Here is an 18699-nt window from a genome sequence, read left to right on the forward strand (position 1 = left end):
CAGACTTTTAAGTTAAGTAGTAATAAAATACATACCAAATTCGGTGGAGCGGTAGTTCAGTTGGTTAGAATACCTGCCTGTCACGCAGGGGGTCGCGGGTTCGAGCCCCGTCCGTTCCGCCACCTTATTTAGGGGCGTAGTTCAATTGGTAGAGCACCGGTCTCCAAAACCGGGTGTTGGGAGTTCGAGACTCTCCGCCCCTGCCACACATCGATGATTTGCTTTAATTTTAACCAATCAGTCAAATCTATCTATATAAATTACAGAAAAATGTTTACAGATTAACTTAGTTAATTATAATTCCCGCCCAACTATGTATACAACCTAGAGGATAGAAAATGGCTGAGAGTTTTGTAAGTCAACAACGTTTTTTTGATAATAAAAATTATCCAAGAGGATTTTCTCGTCATGGTGATTTTACTATTAAAGAAGCTCAAATTTTAGAAAAATATGGTTGTGCCTTTAAAGATCTTGATGCAGAAGTCAGAAAACCTGCTACAGCGGAAGAAAAATCATTTGTTTCTGTTTGTAAAGGGAAAAAGGAAGCATCTACAGACTTTGAAAAAGTATGGCTTAAATATCTTGCTCGTATAAATAAACCAAAACGTTTTCATACATTATCTGGAGGTAAACCTCAAGTTGATGTTAGTGATGATTTTGTTGATAATGATGACTAAATTTTTTTAGCCAATATTTTTGTGTAGTTGAATCAATAAACGATCCATAGAACGATAACTCAATGCTTCTGAAAGATGTTTTCGTTCTATAGTTTCCGACAAATCCAAATCAGCGATAGTACGGGATACTTTCAATATGCGATGCCATGCTCTTGCAGAAAGTCCTAGTTTTATTAATGCCTGCTCTAAATAATCACTATCGGCGTTAGATAATTGACAATAAAGTTGAATTTCTTTCGACATTAATTGGCTGTTTAGTTTTTTGTTTCTTTTTAATTGTTTTTCTCTACTTTGTAATACGCGAATTTTTCTTGATTGTGTCGATTCAGCGTGAACTATTTTCTTACTTAATGTGCCTTGTGGTAATAAAGGTACTTCGATAGAAAGATCAAACCTATCCAAAAAAGGTCCCGAAAGTCGATTTAAATAACGAATAATTTGTTGGGGAGTGGTGCGGTTATGTGTACCTTGATAATGTCCAGTTGGACTTGGATTCATGGCTGCAATAAGCTGAAATTTAGCAGGAAACTTAATTTTAGCATTTGCTCTTGAAATCGTAATTTCTCCTGACTCGATTGGTTCACGCAAAGCATCTAAAACTTTACGATCAAATTCAGGTAATTCATCTAAAAAAAGGATACCATTATGGGCGAGAGATATTTCACCCGGTTTAGGAAGACTGCCGCCACCAACAAGTGCGGCAGGGGATGAACTGTGATGAGGTGATCTAAATGGTCGTTTACGCCAGTTCTTAATTGAACCATTTAGACTAACTAAACTAGTTATTGCTGCACTTTCAAGCGCTTCGTTATCAGTCAAGGGTGGCAATAAAGAAGTTAAACGTGTTGCCAACATGGTTTTACCTGTTCCTGGGGGACCGATCAATAGTAGATTGTGACCACCTGCCGCAGCAATTTCTAAAGCTCTTTTGGCATGTTCTTGACCAATTATATCTTCTAAATTAGCTTGTTGATCCTCAGTATTTTGATATTCACGATATTCAACGCTAGCTAAATCAATTTGTTCAAATAAATGTTGACATAATTCAGATAAGTTATTGGTAATTAAAGTATTATTATCATGAATTAGCGAGATTTCAGATTGATTTTCTGCAGAAATAATTAACGTTCTATTTTTTCTTTTAGATGAAATTGCTGCTGGAATTGCTCCTTTTACTGCTCTTATATCACCTGAAAGTGCTAATTCACCTAAAAATTCGTATTGCGCTATATGTTCTGTAGGGATTTGTTCTGTTGCAGCAAGAATAGCAATAGCGATTGGCAGATCAAAACGGCTGCCTTCTTTAGGTAAATCCGCAGGAGAAAGATTTACAGTTATTTTTTTAGAAGGAAACGTAAATCCGCTATTAATAATGGCACTACGGACACGGTCTTTTGCTTCTTTCACTGTAGTTTCAGGTAACCCGACTAAAACAAAACCAGGTAAACCATTACTTATGTGAACTTCAACATTAATTTGTGGTGCCTGAATACCAAAAGAAGCTCTAGTATAGATAATTGCAAGTGACATAATATGGATAAACTGTAGCTATAAAATATTGGTATAGAGTAAATCTAATTATAATAAGAAATAGGCTAAATTTGTCACTTTTGAGGACTATCTTCCATTAAGAATTGTAATGTTGCAAAAACTATCAATTTCATTGTTTGGTAAAAAATTTGGTAATCAATAGAGATATAAAAAATAAACAAGTGTTAGTTAATACAACAGAAGGTCCAGTTGGTGTATCATAAAGAAAAGAGCAGTATAAACCACCAATAATTGATAGCATCCCTAATATTATTGCAATTAAAGCCATATGTTCAGGAGTTTGCGAATAATATTTCGCGGTTGCTGCAGGAATAATAAGTAATGAAGTAATAATAAGTGCTCCTACAAACTTCATTGCGATGCCAATTGTAAATGCTAACAAAATGGTTAAAAGTAACTTAGTAAATTGTATATTAATCCCATCACTAAAAGCTAATTCTTCACTGACAGTAATAAATAGGAAGTGATTCCAACGCCAAATTAATACAAGACCTATTATGAGTACGCAACCAGTAATCTGATAAACTTCTGTCATGGTGACGGATAAAAGATCACCAAATAAATACCCCATTAAATCAACTCTAATATTTTTCATTAAGCTGATCACAACCAAGCCTAGTGATAATGCACTATGTGCCAAGATGCCAAGTAATGTATCAATAGGAAGTTGTTTTTGTGATTCTAACCAAAGTAATCCTAGAGCTAATATAAGAGTAACAAAAATTACCGCATAAAATAGATCAACATGCAGTAAAAAACCAAAAGCAATCCCTAATAAAGCTGCATGTGATAATGTATCACCAAAATAAGACATTCTACGCCAAACCACAAAAGTACCTAATGGTCCGGTGACCATTGTTAAACATAATCCCGCTAATAATGAAGGTAATAATAACTCAATCATTTTGTTTTCCTTGCCCTATATTAGGTAAAATTATGTGACTTGTATTGTTATGATTATTTTTGCAACAATCATGTTGATGGTTGTGATGATGTTGATAAACCGCAATACTAGTAGCACCTTGCTGACCAAAAAGAGCAATAAACTCAGGATCGTTCGAAACACTAGCAGGAGTACCAGAACAGCAGATATGGTGATTTAAGCAAATAACTTCATCCGTTTTGGCCATAACTAGATGAAGATCATGAGAAACCATCAGTACACCGCAGTTGAACTGGGTTTTAGCATTAGCGATTAGATCGTATAACAGGATTTGACCATTAACATCTACACCTTGTGTTGGCTCATCAAGAATTAGTAATTGTGGATGTTTGGCTAGTGCTTGAGCAAGTAATACTCGCTGTAATTCGCCACCAGATAACTGATGCATGGATTTATTAATTAAATAATCAGCATTTACCATTGATAGTATATTAATAATATCATGATTTTTTAGTTGTTTATTCAACTGCATAAAACGTTTAACAGTAATTGGTAAAGTAGGATTCAAATTTATTGTTTGAGGTACATAACCAATAGTTAAATTAGGATCTCGGTTAATGGTTCCTGAAGTAAGTGGAATTAAACCTAAAATAACTTTAACTAGAGTTGATTTTCCAGCCCCGTTTGGTCCAATTAATGTAATAATCTGATTAGGACTTACTGTAAATGAAATATTATCTAATATTTTTTGTTTATTGATTTCAACACCAACCTTATCAAGGCTAATTAATCGAGACACGGTAATGATAATCCTTGTTCATCCATATGTTATGTTATATTATAACACTCATAAAATTTATTCCAGCACATTTCATAACCATTGGGTAATAAAGTGAAAAAATATATTGTCGTCGATGTCAAACAGCTAATTCAGCATTTGATAATAGGTATTTTATTTTTGGTAATCGGTACGTCATTTTCATTTGCTAATGCTAAAGTTATTTCGTCGGTAAAGCCGATAGGTTTTATTACCGAGGCTATAACTGCGGGAGTAGTTGATACTGATATTCTATTACCTGATGGTGCATCTCCGCATACCTACTTTTTAAAACCTTCAGATTTAGCTAAGCTTAAATCTGCTGAATTGGTTATTTGGGTTGGTGAAGATATGGAAACCTTTATGCCAACTGTTTTAAAGAATGTTGATAAACAAAAACAAATAGAATTGATGGCAGTGCCAGAAATTAATGCGCTACTACAGATTAGTAATGAAAAACATGAAGATTTACAGGATAATCACTCAGATTCTCATCATGGTGAATATGACGAACATATTTGGCTTTCACCAGCAATCGCTAAAATTATTGCTAAAATAATTCATGATAGACTTATTATACTATATCCAGATAAAAAAACTTTAATTGACCAAAACCTAAACGAATTCACTTTAAAACTGGTTGAAACAGAACAAAACATTGCAAAAAAATTAATTAGCGTTCAAAATAAAGGGTATTTTGTGTTTCATGATGCTTACGGGTATTTTGAGTCACAGTTCGGATTAAAAAATCTAGGTAGTTTTACCATAAATCCAGCAGTACAGCCAGGTGTTCAAAAAATTTATGCTATTCAACAAGAGCTAATAGAACGGAAAGCTGTATGTGTTTTTAGAGAGCCACAGTTTAGCCCTGCAATGATTGAAAAATTAGTGAGTGGAACGAATGTTCGGATTGGAGAATTAAATCCATTAGGAACAGGTGTTATTCCAGCAAAAGATGCGTATTCACAATTTTTATTAACATTAACACAGCAACTGTTGGATTGTTTAGATAATAATTAGTTAAGGTTAATTTTGGCACAACAAATTAAATCCCCTAATGTTGAAAAAAATAAATTTAAAAATCCTTATTTTTCAGTATTAGGAGTTCTTGTCATTGTTATCTTGTTCACTATTTTGTGGCGTCCTCTCAATTTGGATCGCACTGTTTATGTTCCTTTAAATCCCCAAGCTGAAACCACAGTAACTGATAATCCTCATTCCTCAGTGGTTGTAGGTGATGGTAAAATAGAGATGGTTGACAGTAAAGCGTCTAAGCAATTAACTGAATCATCAGATATTCCTGAGGATGAGATAGCTAAAGATGAACTTGATGATATTATTGATGATAAAGATAACACGGTACAATATACCATAGCGCGCGGTGATACTTTGCATGATATTTTGTTACGTTATAATGTTAATAAAAATGATGTATATCAACTAACTACAAAATTTAAACAACTGGCAAATTTAAGAATAGGTCAACAAATCAGTTGGACTACTGATGATGATCATAATTTACAAAGTTTTAGTTGGACAATTTCAAGTAATAATATTCGTATATATGAAAAATCAGGGGATAAATTTGTCGAAAGTTCGGAAACGGCGGATGGTGTTCCTCAAGATATAGTCATTAAAGGTGAAATTAAATCTAATTTTGTAGCAGATGCGCGTAAAAGTGGATTAACCAGTAGTGAAATAGGTATTATTACCCGGGCATTACAGTGGCGGTTAGATTTTCGACGTTTACAAATTGGCGATAAATTTTTGGTGTTATTATCACGAGAAATGCATGGCAAACGTATGTCTAATAGCCAATTATTAGGTGTTCGAATTAAAAATGGTAGTAAAGATTATTATGCAATTTTAGCTGACGATGGTAAGTATTATGATATAAATGGTGGTAGTCTAGCGCAAAGTTTTGTGCGTTATCCGTTATCAAAACGTGCGCGAGTATCTTCAGCTTTTAATCCGCGTCGTTTACATCCAATAACTGGTCAAGTTACGCCTCATAATGGTGTCGACTTTGCAGTATCTCGGGGAACACCAGTGTTATCAGTAGGTAATGGTGAAGTAGTCATTGCCAAATATAGCGGTTCCGCAGGTAATTATATTGCGATTCGCCATGGACGCCAGTATATGACCACTTATATGCACTTAGATAAAATTCTAGTAAAATCAGGTCAACAAGTTAAGCAAGGGGATAAAATTGCCTTATCCGGGAATACGGGGCGCTCAACTGGACCGCATTTACATTTCGAATTACATATTAATAATAAACCAGTAAATCCATTAACTGCAAGTTTACCGATTTCTGAAGGTTTAACGGGTAAATCTAAAAATGCATTCATTGCAAAAGTTAAGAACATTAAACCACAGCTTAGCTTATAACAATTTCTGTATTCAAACGTTAGCCTGACCTGAAACTTCTTTACAAAAAGAACACAGATATATAGCATATAAATTGTGTTATTATAAATCATTTTATTATGAATATTGAATACTAGGTGTAGTTTGAAAAAGTCAACCAAATCAAATCAAAAAGACAAGCAAATCAAAAAACGGACACTTTCACGACGATTGTGGTCACTATTGTTTAAACTATTTTTAATTTTTGTTGCTGTTACGGTAGTGTACGGTATTTATCTCGATCAACAAATCAAAGAAAGAATTGATGGTAATGTTTGGGAATTACCGGCTGCAGTTTATGGACAAATTATTGATTTGGAACCTGATAGTGAATATAGCTTAAATGATATAGTCACAATGCTTGTTGGCGCACAATATCGTCAACAAGATACCAAAGCAACAAGACCAGGTGAATTTATTGTTAGTAATGATAGTGTCGAAATTTATCGGCGCCCATTTACTTTCCCTGACGGTGAAGAACAAGCTTTTCGAGTCAAAATTACTTTTTATGATAATCGTATTGACCGTATTACCAATTTAGATACAGGGCGCGATTTTGGATTATTAAAAATTGATCCTAAATTGATTACTATGATGCATTCACCTAACGGCGAACAGCGATTATTTGTTCCTTTGAAAGAGTTTTCTGATTCATTGCTACAAACGTTAGTGGCGACTGAAGATAAAAGATTTTATGAACATCATGGTGTAAGTCTTTACTCTATTGGTCGAGCAATTTTTGTCAACTTAACTACCGGGAGAACAGAAGGGGGTAGTACTTTAACTCAGCAGACAGTTAAAAATCTCTTTTTAACCAATGAACGTAGCTTAAGCCGTAAAATACGTGAAGCCTATATGGCGATAATATTAGAGTCTCGTTACAGCAAAGAGCGTATTTTAGAACTTTACTTGAATGAGGTATATTTTGGTCAAGCTGGAAGTGAAGAGATCCATGGTTTTCCATTAGCAAGTCTCTATTATTTTGGTCGACCAGTAAATGAACTCACTCTTGATCAACAAGCAGTACTTGTTGGTATGGTAAAAGGTGCTTCATTGTATAATCCATGGACTCAGCCACAGCAAGTTATAGAGCGCCGTAATGTGGTATTGAAGTTAGCTCAGCAACAAGGGATTATTGATGAAGAGTTATATAACTTATTAAGTCAACGTCCACTTTCTGTATTACCTAAAGGGGGCGTTATTTCGCCGCAACCGGCATTTATGCAAGTTGTTCGTAGTGAATTGCGTAAACAATTAGTCGATCAAGCAGATCATCTTTCAGGGATGAAGATTTTTACTACATTTGATCCTGTTGCGCAATCTGCGGCAGAGCAATCTGTAACCAACGAAATTGAAACCTTACGTAAATCAACGAATAAAGATTTACAAACGGCGATGGTGATTGTAAGTCGTGAAACAGGTGAAATTAGATCGATTATTGGTAGTGCCGAACCTCGGTATCCAGGCTACAATCGTGCATGGTTAACTCGGCGAGCTATTGGATCGTTGGCTAAACCATCAACTTATTTGACGGCATTAGGACAACCAGATCGTTACCAACTTAATACTTGGCTTAATGACAATCCATTATCAATTAAACTTGATAATGGCAATTATTGGGAACCGAAAAACTTTGATCGTAAATATCGTGATCGGGTAATGTTGATTGATGCTTTAGCTCTTTCACTCAATGTGCCAACGGTGAATTTGGGCATGGCGCTTGGACTTGATACAACCAAAAATACTCTACAAGCCTTAGGAGTACCAGCTGATCGTATTCCTAATTTACCATCAAGATTGTTGGGTGCTTTAGAATTAACACCTCTAGAAACAGCTCAGATGTTCCAAACTATTAGTAATAATGGGCAGCGTTCGCCATTAACAATTTTGCGTTATGTATTAAATGAAAAAGGAGAATTAGTATATCAAAATTATCCTCAGCAAATTCAGGCTGTATCACAACAGTCCGCGTATTTGACTACTTACGCAATGCAACAGGTTGTTGAATCAGGTACCTCACGTTCATTAAAATCAAAATATGGAGTATTCAAATTAGCCGCTAAAACAGGTACTAGTAATGATTCTCGTGATAGCTGGTTTACTGGTATTGATGGTAAAAATGTAGCGGTAATTTGGATTGGACTCGATGATCATTCACCAATGAAATTAACCGGAGCAACAGGTGCATTAAAAATTTATAGTGAATATTTACAAAATAATCCGCCTAAAAAACTGATATTACCAGTACCACAAAATATTTATATGGTACCAATCGATAGTAATGGTCGCTGGCAATGTGATAGTGGAGCAGGACGAACTTTACCTGCGTGGACAGTTAGTCCGCAAAGTTTATGTTCTGGTAATAACCAATCAGTACCTGAGCAACAAGCACCAACTTGGGTAACTGACCTGTTGAATAATTAAGTTGAAAATTATGCCCGAATTACCTGAAGTTGAAACGAGTCGCCAAGGGATTTTACCTTATTTAAAAGAACAAACTATCCAACAAATCATTGTTAGACAACCTAAACTACGTTGGCCAGTGGATAAAGCAATTACACATGCACAAGGTCAAGTCATTTTAGATGTAAAACGACGTGCTAAGTATTTGTTATTGCAATTGCCAAATAATTGGATTGTCATTCATTTAGGTATGTCGGGTAGTTTGCGGATTTTATTAAATAAGCAAGAACCATCTAAACATGATCATGTGGATCTGGTATTAACTAATGGAGTCATTCTTCGTTATACAGACCCTAGAAGATTTGGTTGTTGGCTGTGGGCAGATTCAATTGATGATGTAACTCAGTTAAAGCATTTAGGGCCGGAGCCGTTAAGTGCTGAATTCTCGGCCGAATATCTGCTAGAAAAAGCTAAGAGAAGTCATAAACCTGTTAAAAGTTGGATTATGGATAATCATATTGTGGTAGGTGTGGGTAATATTTATGCCTCTGAATCACTTTTTATGGCAAGAATTAATCCGAACCGCAAAGTTAATTCTTTACAGTTAATTGAACTAGAAAATTTAGTTACGGCAATTAAGCAAGTGCTAGCTAAGTCAATTGAACAAGGAGGCACCACCCTAAGGGACTTTTTGCAATCGGATGGTAAACCTGGTTATTTTGCACAACAGTTGCAAGTTTATGGAAGGACCGGCGATAAGTGCCAAGTTTGTTGTAATGAAATCCAATCACAAAAAATAGGTCAACGAAATACTTTTTACTGTATAAATTGCCAAAAATAAACCAAATTAACTAATTTTTGTAAATCAAAATTTCCTGTTATTAACCTTATGTTATTAATAACCAATGAATTGTAGTAAAAAAAATCTTTTCAAATACTTTAAACATAACTTAAATCGGATTAGTATACTCAAAAAAATTATTATGATTATTTATTATTGTTAATAATTATATTCAAATAAATATTAAAAATCTTTTTAGATTAAGAGTATGGACTTGTTACACGATATCGGCTATCTTTCTTGCTGTAAAAATATTTATTTTTGGGGAGAAGTAATATGTGACACTCATTAGTGATAACATATTAATTATATAAAAGTTTTATATTTTGATTTATTAACTAGTTAAATCTATTTCAACGTAGTATTTTCGTTTTATATTAAGGAATTTAAGATGATCAAATTTGCTTCTCGCTTTTTGATGACTTTGTTTATTTTATTTTACTCCATGGTCAGTAATGCTGAAGTACATATTGTTATTACTGATGGAGTTAGTTCAGCTAAACCAATTGCAGTTATACCATTTAGATGGACTGGATCTGGTGAACCACCACAAATGATTGAAGAAATTGTTGCTTCAGATCTACGTAATAGTGGTAAATTTAATCCTATCGATGTCAATAGCATGCCCCAAAAACCAACAACTGCTTCCGAAGTTACCCCAGTAGTATGGAATAAACTTGGAATTTCTGCGGTTGTTGTCGGTAGTATTCAACCTGACGCTTCAGGAAAATATCTTATCACTTATCAATTAGTGGATACAGTAAGTCGTCCAGGAGCTATTTTAGCGCAAAATCAATTTTCTATTGAGAAACGTTGGGTTCGTTATGCTGCTCATACAGCTAGTGATGAAATTTTTGAATCTTTAACTGGTATTCGCGGTGCATTTAGAACACGAATTGCTTATGTAGTTAAAACTAAAGGACCATTTACCCATGAACTTCGTGTTTCAGATTATGATGGTTATGATCAAATGACAGTGCATCGTTCCAAAGAACCTTTAATGTCGCCTACTTGGTCACCAGATGGAAGAAAATTAGCTTATGTAACTTTTGAAGGTGGACATTCTTCACTGGTTTTAAAAACATTAGATAGTGGATCTGTTGAAACGATTGCCTCTTTTCCACAACACAATGGAGCTCCTGCATTTTCTCCGGATGGCACTAAATTAGCATTTGCTTTGTCAAAAGGTGGAAGCTTAAATTTGTATATGATGAATTTAAGTTCTAAAAAAATTACTCAAATAACTTCAGATCGTAGTAATGATACAGAACCATCTTGGATGCCTGATAATCAAACTATTGTTTATACATCGGATCAAGCTGGTCGGCCACAACTATATAGTATTAATATTAATGGTGGATCACCGCAAAGATTAACATGGGATAATACTCAAAACCAAAATGCTCGTGTTTCACCTGATGGTTCTTTTATTGCTATGATTTCCACCAATAATGGTGAACAACATATTACCCGTTATGATGTATCAACAAATACATATCAACGTTTAACCGATACATTTTTAGATGAAACTCCTAGTATTGCACCAAATGGTACTATGATTATTTATAGTTCATCGCAAGGCTTAGGAACAATTTTAAATTTGGTTTCAACAGATGGAAACTTTAAAGCTAAGTTACCAGCGTCCGATGGACAGGTAAAATTCCCCGCGTGGTCACCATATTTGTAAGGAGTGCTTAAAATATAGTCAATATTATAAATATTAAAATTGTACAAAACGAAAGGTCGTTATAATATATACTGCTAATCTTCCTAATCGATAACATAAAGTGTGTTACCTGAAGCGGGTTAGATGTATAATAAAATATAAGTAATAATTTATTCAAACATAAAGGAGTTAATACAATGCAATTTTCTAAATTTATTAAAGTAGCTGCGGTTGCTTTACCATTAATCGCTGTAACAGCTTGTTCGTCTCATAACAAGAATAATATGAATGGTAATGCAAATGGTTCTTTAACCCAAGCAGAACAAGAACTACTTCAAAAACTACAACAAATGAATACAGTATATTTTGATTTTGATAAATATAATGTTAAAGCAGATTATACAAGAATGTTAGATGCTCATGCTGAGTTCTTACGTGCACATTCTTTCTTAAGAGTAGTTATTGAAGGTCATGCCGATGAACGTGGTACTCCAGAATATAACATCGCTCTAGGCGAACGCCGTGCTTCTGCAGTTAAATCTTATCTACAAGGTAATGGTGTTTCATCAGATCAAATGTCAATCGTTTCTTACGGTAAGGAAAAACCTGCTGTATTAGGACATGATGAAGCAGCTTACGCTAAAAACCGTCGTGCAGTAGTTACATATTAATTATGTCTTATAGCGGCTGATTATTCAGCCGTTTATTTTTTAAGTTCACGTTCGAGTCTTATAATATGTATAAAAAAACTCTCTCATTGTTCTTATTTCTTATTTTTGCGGGTTATGGTTGTGCAGCAGGTAGTTCTGAAATAGATAGGACGGTGCAAGCTCAAGGGCAATTATTGATTCAAAATCAACAAAAGATTAGTGAGTTACAATCAGATGTTGATACTCTACGAGGGCAGTTGGAAGAAACTAAATATCAACTCAATCAAACGATTGAACGTCAAAAAATGATATTGCAGCAAATGACCAGTGGTTCAGGGTTAACTTCGAGTACTAATTCTGATTCAACTCCTGACGATTCGGCCACATCAACTTCAAATTCAACTGTAATTCAATCATCTTCATCATCTCAAGTTGCAGATTTATCTGGCTGGACAACATCAGGGAATGATAAAAATGATTATAATTATATAATGCAGTTTGTTGGCGATAGCAAACAAACTAATGAATCAATTGCCGCATTTCAACAGTTTTTACAAATCTACCCAAAGTCTAGTTATCGATCCAATGTTAACTATTGGTTAGGTCAATTATTTTATAAACAAGGTAAGAAAGATGATGCTTCATTTTATTATGCTACTGTAGTAAAAGATTTTCCTTCTTCGCCTAAAGCGGCAGATAGTCTTTATAAAGTTGGAGTAATTTTATTAGATAAAGGCGACAAGAAAAGTGCTAAAGCAGTATTTCAACAAGTTGTCAACAAATATGCTAATGATAAAAATGCAGTTGATTTAGCAAATAAAAAATTAGCATCGCTTTAATTATGTGTATAAATAACCATCTGTTGAAAAAAAATTGACAGAAAAAGGTTGCGCAGTTTAGCAATTAAAAGTACTATAGCAACCCGAAATCGCTTGTAGCCTTAACAATTAAGACCACAACTATTTCAATTCAAAATGGGTTGTTAGCTCAGTCGGTAGAGCAGCGGACTTTTAATCCGTTTGTCGAGCGTTCGAATCGCTCACGACCCACCATATTTCTCTCCTTATACTTCAATTAACAAAAGCACTTAATTGATAACTCAAAAAGCATTGAAAAACTAAAATTCTGCTAGGTCATTTGCAGTATTGATGATAACCACTAAAAATAAAAGTCGTGTTTATAATGATGAATTTTCATCATGAGATGGTTATGGAAATTAAGATGATAAGTTTAAATAGCAATCAAAAAGGGAAATTAATCCCTTTTAGAATATTAGTGCATTTTAGCTGCTAATTCGATGATTTTCATTGTCACTTCAAATGATTTATGAAATGATGAAAGCGGCAGAAATTCATAACAAGAATGGAAGTTATGTGCGCCAGTAAAATAGTTAGGTGTAGTAAGACCTCTGGCAGAAAGAGCTGAACCATCTGTCCCGCCACGCATAGCAATCGTATTTGGCTGAATATTTAATTGTTCAAATGATTGATAAATTAAATCAATTGAACGGCGATCATTACCTAAATAGTTAGCTATATTGCTATACGTATCAGTTATTTTATACTTAATTTTAGCTCGAGGGTACTTACGACTAATAAAATCAACTACGTCTTGTATATAACTTTTGCGTGCCTCATATTTGGCAAGATCAAAGTCCCGAATATTCATCTTCAAAGTTGTGGTACTTTGATTACCTACAATATCATTAAACCAAAAATAACCTTCTTTACCTTCAGTATGTTCAGGGGTCTCAAAGCTATCAAAACAGTTAATAATATCGTTTGCCACACGGATAGGATTGATTAAAACGTTTTTTGCTGACATAGGATGAGCTGATACACCTGCAATTTCAATAGTTGCAGAGCCTGCATTAAATGTTTCATAAACCACTTCACCTAACTCACAACAATCTATGGTATAAGCAAAATCAGGTTTGAAGCGGTTTAAATCTAACTTCTTAGCTCCATTAAGCCCCACTTCTTCGTCGGGTACAAAAGCGACATAAATGTCACCATGAATACATTGTTGTTGCTGCAATTGGTCTAACATTGTCATCACTACAGCAATTGCCGCTTTATTATCGGCACCAAGTACACTAGTTCCGTCAGTTACAATAAGTTCATCATTAATATATTTATTTAATTCAGGATGTTCAGCTACTTTAAACCAAATATCTTTTTGTTTATTTAATAAAATATCTTGACCGGTAAATTTAACTCGTTGAGGATTAATTTTATCTGATAATGCCACATCAACCGTATCTAAATGCGCAACGAATCCAATTTTAGGTGCATTTGGCTTATTACCCACTAATTTAGCCGTCACGATACTGTGCTCATCAAGGAATACTTCTTGTAAATTAAGTTCAATTAGTTCTTGTTTAAGCACTTTTGCTAATTCGGTTTGACCTGGTGTCGATGGCACTTGTACACAACCAAGCGCACTTTGGCTTGGTATGCTGACATAACGTAAAAAACGGGTAACTAGTTGTTCTGTAATATTCATAATAGATAACTCCTTATTAATGGCTAAAGATTTGCTGCAGGGTAAACATAGCCACTATCAAAGCCAATAGGTAACCCTAAGAACCAAAATAGCAATAGATTTACTGTTAATGCAATAAGTAAGGCTGCTGTATATGGGATCATCATTGAACTTAAAGTACCAACTCCAGTATTTTTGCAGTATTGCTGGCAATACGCAATAATTAATGGATAAAAAGCAAACATTGGTGTACTAACGTTAACGGCTGAACTGATGCGATACGCAGCTTGTGTTAATTCTGGAGAAATACCGACTGACATCAACATAGGCACAAAAATTGGAGCTAATATCGCCCATTTAGAAGAAGCAGAGGTAATTAGTACATTTAACATACTAGTTAAAATAATAACGCCAAAAATTGTTACTACTGACGGCATATGCAATGCTTTTAAAAATTCTGCGCCAGCAATTGCAATCAATGTACCAATTTGAGAATTAGAAAAAACATAAAGAAATTGCGCACAAAAGAATGCAAAAACAATAAATGGAATTAATGATTTAGTTATATTTTCCATCGATTTTACAATATCGCGAGATGACTTAAATACACCAGTAATAAAACCATGTATCAGACCAGGAATAGCAAAAAATAAAAATAGTAGTGGCACAATAATTTGCATTATGGGAGCTTTATTACTAGTCATGCTCCCATCTGGTGCTCTTAATAATGAATTTTCTGGGAGTAATAATAAAACAAGACTAATTGCAATAATCATAAACACAATTGATGCTAATTTAAATCCACGATTTTCAATTGGCGTAATAGCTGGTGAATCAGCAATATTATCCAATTGTAAATCTTTATTCAAAGGCATAGTGGCATGCAACCGAGGCTCTACAATTTTATCCGTAACAAACCAACAAGCTAATAAAACAAAAAAAGTACCACCAAAACTTAAAAAGTAATTACACAAAACATTGACTTGATAAGAAGGATCAATAATTTGTGCGGCACTTTGGGTAAAACCTTGCATAATTGGATCAATTATTGATGGAGTATAACTTGAACTAAAGCCTCCAGCTAAACCTGCAAAAGCCGCAGCAATACCAGCAAGTGGATGACGACCTGTTGCATAAAACATCATCGCTGATACTGGCATTAAAATTACATAAGCGGAATCAGAAGCTATGTGGCATACCATACTGACAAAAATAACCGATGGTGTAACTAATTTTTTAGGTGTTACAGCAAGTAATTTTTTAAGTAAAACATGGATATAACCACTACTTTCCGCAATACCTATTCCCAAAGTTGCGACAATAGTAATTCCTAAAGGGGGAAATGTGACAAAGTTTTGTACCATTTTGGTTAAAAATATCACCAAATGATCGGGAGCTAACATATTGACTACAGCTAATTTTTCTTGTGTCACAGGGTTTATATAATTAAAACTCACAAAAGAGAGTAATAAAGAAGCAACAAAACAAATAATTAAAGCGTAGAAAAAAAGTGTAGTTACATCGGGGATTTTGTTTCCAATTCGTTCTATGGTATTTAAAAAGCCACCAGTTTTTGTTTGCGAAGGGCTAGTTGTATGATTCATAAGAAATTAGTGTAAATATTGTTCGGGGCGCCAATTTATCACATAATTTTATAGCAAGCAAATAGCTAAATATTACTATGTTTTATACTTAAACATAAGTATTGTCTTAAACAATTTCACATTATAATTACTTATAAGATCGTTAAATTTGAAATTTACTTTAATGAGCATACTTGCAAATATTTGGATATGATATTTGTAAGTGAATTTATTCACCTTCAACAGAAATTCATTTCTATAATTACTAAAAACTTATCAAGTTGTTTCAACTTAAGTATGAGGGTTAGTATAAAATTGCTTTTTTTTAAATTAATAGTATATTTGATTGAATATTTAGTTATTAAAAGTGAATAAATATTCGTTTTATATTGTTTGTTGATGAATATACAAATAAGAAATAATATTAGCAATGGGGATTTATTATGGTTTATGATATTGATTTAATTGAATATATTTATCAACATTATCCGCAAAAAATTGACATAATTCGTCAAAAACTTGGTAAGCCGTTAACTTTGACGGAGAAAATTCTTTATGCACATCTTGCGCAAGGAGAAAATCTTAAAGCATATAAACGTGGTGAGGATTATGTTAATTTTTCCCCTGACCGTGTAGCTATGCAAGATGCAACTGCGCAAATGGCACTTTTGCAATTAATGAATTCAGGCCGTAAACGAGTAGCTGTGCCTTCGACAGTACACTGTGATCATTTAATTCAAGCATATAAAAATGCCCATGATGATTTAATTATTGCAGAAAGTAATAACCAAGAGGTTTATCAATTTCTACGCGATGTTTCAAATAAATATGGTATAGGTTTTTGGAAGCCGAATGCCGGCATTATCCATCAAGTAGTACTTGAAAATTATGCTTTCCCTGGTGGCATGATGATAGGTACTGATTCTCATACTCCTAATGCTGGTGGTTTATCAATGATTGCAATTGGCGTTGGAGGTGCTGATGCCGTTGATGTAATGGCTGGTATGCCGTGGGAATTGAAAATGCCAAAAATCATTGGTGTCAAATTGACAGGAAAGTTATCTGGTTGGACATCACCAAAAGATGTAATTTTAAAACTTGCTGGTATTTTAACTGTTAAAGGTGCTACAAATTCCATTATTGAATATTTTGGTGAAGGAGCGCAATCATTATCCGCAACAGGAAAAGCAACTATCTGTAATATGGGTGCAGAAGTAGGTGCAACTACTTCAATTTTTCCATATAGCCAAAAATCGGCGGATTATCTAATCATGACAGGTCGCCAAGAAGTAGTGGATTTAGCCAACACATTAATTGACTGTTTCAACCCAGATCCGCAAGTATTGGTACAACCGACAGAATATTATGACCAATTTATAGAAATTAATCTTAGTGAGCTAGAGCCTTATGTTAATGGGCCGTTCACTCCAGACCTAGCTTATCCAATTTCCCAGCTCGCTAAAGCGGTTAATGAACACCATTATCCGGATAATATGGAAGTTGGCTTGATTGGTTCTTGTACTAATTCTTCTTATGAAGATATGATGAGAGCTGCATCGGTGATTGATGCTGCTAATCAATTGGGATTGACTATTAATGCCAAATTAATTGTCAATCCTGGTTCAGAACAAGTGAAATATACTTCAAAGCGTGATGGTATATTGACTCATTTTGAACAAGCAGGCGCAGCGATTATGGCCAATGCATGTGGACCTTGTATAGGTCAGTGGCGCCGAGATGAAGTTGTCGACGAACATAAAAATTCAATTGTAACTTCGTTCAATCGTAATTTTGCCAAAAGAAATGATGGTAGCCCAAATACTTATGCATTTGTATGTTCTCCTGAAATAGTAGTGGCATTATCTATTGCAGGTAAACTTAGCTTTAATCCACTCACAGACACGTTGGTAAATAACAAAGGACAACAAGTCAAATTACCAGAACCAACGGGTGATGAATTACCAAAATACGGCTTTGCTGTTGACGATGCAGGTTATGTCGAGCCTATCGCTGATGGTAGTCAGGTGGAAGTACGTATTGCCCCTAATTCACAACGATTACAACAACTTTTACCTTTTTCTCCATGGGATGGTAAGGATATTATTGCACAACCTCTATTGATAAAAGCGACGGGTAAATGTACCACAGACCATATTTCTATGGCTGGTAAATGGTTAAAATTTCGCGGACATTTGGATAACATCTCCAACAATATGTTAATTGGTGCGGTAAATGCATTTAACCAACAGACTAATTCAGTATTAGATGCTCAAACAAGGAACTATACTGAGGTACCGGCCTTAGCGCGAAAATTTAAAGCAGAAGGATTGGGATCCATTGTTATAGCTGAAGAAAACTATGGTGAAGGTTCATCGCGTGAACATGCAGCGATGGAGCCTCGCTTTTTAAATGTTAAAGCAATTGTAGTTAAATCATTTGCGCGTATTCATGAAACTAATTTAAAAAAACAAGGGATGCTAGCTTTAACTTTTATTGATAAAAGTGATTATGATAAAGTCCGTGAAGATGACAAAATTAGTATTACTGGATTGACCGATTTTATACCAGGGAAAAATCTTACTTTAACACTTCATCATAGTGATGGAAGCCTGGATTCATTTGCTGTGGCGCATACCTATAACCAAGCCCAAATTGATTGGTTCAAAGCCGGCAGTGCTTTAAATAAGTTAAAACAAGAAGTTAACTAAAACCTAAAATAAAAAGGAACCGATAAT

General features: G+C 34.4%; 14 protein-coding genes and 3 tRNA genes. 12 read left to right on the forward strand and 5 right to left on the reverse strand.

Annotation, left to right across the window (positions count from 1 at the left end; genetic code table 11):
• The first annotated feature begins 45 nt into the window (after window positions 1-45).
• The 3 genes from A9G12_RS01075 to A9G12_RS01085 all read left to right on the forward strand — a co-directional run bounded on the left by A9G12_RS01075 (window position 46) and on the right by A9G12_RS01085 (window position 677).
• Window positions 46-122: transfer RNA gene (locus A9G12_RS01075), tRNA-Asp, on the forward strand.
• An 8-nt stretch (window positions 123-130) separates the two neighbouring features.
• Window positions 131-206, forward strand: a tRNA-Trp gene (locus A9G12_RS01080).
• A gap of 132 nt (window positions 207-338) precedes the next feature.
• Entirely contained in the window at window positions 339-677 is a 339-nt protein-coding gene (locus A9G12_RS01085; RefSeq protein ID WP_065563869.1) for a DUF413 domain-containing protein, read from the forward strand.
• Window positions 678-683: 6 nt separating this feature from the next.
• On the opposite strand, the gene A9G12_RS01090 is transcribed toward A9G12_RS01085, so the two are convergent.
• The 3 genes from A9G12_RS01090 to znuC all read right to left on the reverse strand — a co-directional run bounded on the left by A9G12_RS01090 (window position 684) and on the right by znuC (window position 3910).
• Entirely contained in the window at window positions 684-2207 is a 1524-nt protein-coding gene (locus tag A9G12_RS01090) for a YifB family Mg chelatase-like AAA ATPase (RefSeq protein WP_065564043.1), read from the reverse strand.
• A 130-nt stretch (window positions 2208-2337) separates the two neighbouring features.
• Entirely contained in the window at window positions 2338-3132 is a 795-nt protein-coding gene (gene znuB, locus A9G12_RS01095; protein ID WP_065564044.1) for a zinc ABC transporter permease subunit ZnuB, read from the reverse strand.
• Window positions 3125-3910 (reverse strand): zinc ABC transporter ATP-binding protein ZnuC, encoded by a 786-nt coding sequence (gene znuC / locus A9G12_RS01100; protein ID WP_065564045.1) that lies wholly within the window; start codon window positions 3908-3910, stop codon window positions 3125-3127. The genes znuB and znuC overlap by 8 nt, the downstream gene beginning before the upstream one ends.
• A gap of 129 nt (window positions 3911-4039) precedes the next feature.
• Here znuC and znuA point away from each other — a divergent pair, with 129 nt between their 5' ends.
• From znuA to A9G12_RS01140, 8 genes are all read left to right on the forward strand, one after another.
• A complete protein-coding gene (gene znuA, locus A9G12_RS01105) occupies window positions 4040-4948 on the forward strand; it encodes a zinc ABC transporter substrate-binding protein ZnuA (protein WP_442903461.1) in 909 nt (302 codons plus the stop codon).
• A gap of 12 nt (window positions 4949-4960) precedes the next feature.
• Window positions 4961-6319 carry a murein DD-endopeptidase MepM gene (gene mepM / locus A9G12_RS01110; protein WP_065564046.1) on the forward strand — a complete coding sequence of 453 codons (1359 nt, stop codon included), beginning with the start codon at window positions 4961-4963 and terminating at the stop codon, window positions 6317-6319.
• A gap of 123 nt (window positions 6320-6442) precedes the next feature.
• On the forward strand, window positions 6443-8761 hold the full coding sequence (gene mrcB / locus A9G12_RS01115; protein WP_065564047.1) for a bifunctional glycosyl transferase/transpeptidase: 2319 nt from the start codon (window positions 6443-6445) through the stop codon (window positions 8759-8761).
• A gap of 10 nt (window positions 8762-8771) precedes the next feature.
• Complete coding sequence (gene mutM / locus A9G12_RS01120) at window positions 8772-9581, forward strand: bifunctional DNA-formamidopyrimidine glycosylase/DNA-(apurinic or apyrimidinic site) lyase (protein WP_065564048.1); 810 nt, start codon at window positions 8772-8774, stop codon at window positions 9579-9581.
• A gap of 394 nt (window positions 9582-9975) precedes the next feature.
• Window positions 9976-11268 carry a Tol-Pal system beta propeller repeat protein TolB gene (gene tolB / locus A9G12_RS01125; RefSeq protein WP_065564142.1) on the forward strand — a complete coding sequence of 431 codons (1293 nt, stop codon included), beginning with the start codon at window positions 9976-9978 and terminating at the stop codon, window positions 11266-11268.
• Window positions 11269-11444: 176 nt separating this feature from the next.
• A complete protein-coding gene (gene pal, locus A9G12_RS01130) occupies window positions 11445-11918 on the forward strand; it encodes a peptidoglycan-associated lipoprotein Pal (protein ID WP_065564049.1) in 474 nt (157 codons plus the stop codon).
• A gap of 65 nt (window positions 11919-11983) precedes the next feature.
• Window positions 11984-12736 (forward strand): tol-pal system protein YbgF, encoded by a 753-nt coding sequence (gene ybgF / locus A9G12_RS01135; RefSeq protein ID WP_065564050.1) that lies wholly within the window; start codon window positions 11984-11986, stop codon window positions 12734-12736.
• A 137-nt stretch (window positions 12737-12873) separates the two neighbouring features.
• Window positions 12874-12949: transfer RNA gene (locus tag A9G12_RS01140), tRNA-Lys, on the forward strand.
• A 220-nt stretch (window positions 12950-13169) separates the two neighbouring features.
• Here A9G12_RS01140 and pepT read toward each other — a convergent pair.
• Together pepT and A9G12_RS01150 are read right to left on the reverse strand one after the other, a co-directional pair.
• Window positions 13170-14402 (reverse strand): peptidase T, encoded by a 1233-nt coding sequence (pepT, locus tag A9G12_RS01145; protein WP_065564051.1) that lies wholly within the window; start codon window positions 14400-14402, stop codon window positions 13170-13172.
• A gap of 23 nt (window positions 14403-14425) precedes the next feature.
• Entirely contained in the window at window positions 14426-15985 is a 1560-nt protein-coding gene (locus A9G12_RS01150) for an AbgT family transporter (protein WP_065564052.1), read from the reverse strand.
• Between the two features lie 422 nt (window positions 15986-16407).
• On the opposite strand from A9G12_RS01150, the gene A9G12_RS01155 reads away from it, so the two are divergent.
• Window positions 16408-18672 (forward strand): aconitate hydratase, encoded by a 2265-nt coding sequence (locus A9G12_RS01155; RefSeq protein WP_065564053.1) that lies wholly within the window; start codon window positions 16408-16410, stop codon window positions 18670-18672.
• Window positions 18673-18699 lie beyond the last annotated feature (27 nt).

It is taken from the genome of Gilliamella sp. wkB112 (assembly GCF_001690685.1).
Taxonomy (GTDB): Bacteria; Pseudomonadota; Gammaproteobacteria; order Enterobacterales; family Orbaceae; genus Gilliamella; species Gilliamella apicola_J.

Bases quoted from the DNA above. Each gene is read 5' to 3' on its own strand.
- A9G12_RS01085 (WP_065563869.1), top strand. From the start codon at position 339: ATGGCTGAGAGTTTTGTAAGTCAACAACGTTTTTTTGATAATAAAAAT.
- A9G12_RS01090 (WP_065564043.1), bottom strand. From the start codon at position 2,207: ATGTCACTTGCAATTATCTATACTAGAGCTTCTTTTGGTATTCAGGCA.
- znuB (WP_065564044.1), bottom strand. From the start codon at position 3,132: ATGATTGAGTTATTATTACCTTCATTATTAGCGGGATTATGTTTAACA.
- mutM (WP_065564048.1), top strand. From the start codon at position 8,772: ATGCCCGAATTACCTGAAGTTGAAACGAGTCGCCAAGGGATTTTACCT.
- pal (WP_065564049.1), top strand. From the start codon at position 11,445: ATGCAATTTTCTAAATTTATTAAAGTAGCTGCGGTTGCTTTACCATTA.
- ybgF (WP_065564050.1), top strand. From the start codon at position 11,984: ATGTATAAAAAAACTCTCTCATTGTTCTTATTTCTTATTTTTGCGGGT.
- pepT (WP_065564051.1), bottom strand. From the start codon at position 14,402: ATGAATATTACAGAACAACTAGTTACCCGTTTTTTACGTTATGTCAGC.
- A9G12_RS01150 (WP_065564052.1), bottom strand. From the start codon at position 15,985: ATGAATCATACAACTAGCCCTTCGCAAACAAAAACTGGTGGCTTTTTA.
- A9G12_RS01155 (WP_065564053.1), top strand. From the start codon at position 16,408: ATGGTTTATGATATTGATTTAATTGAATATATTTATCAACATTATCCG.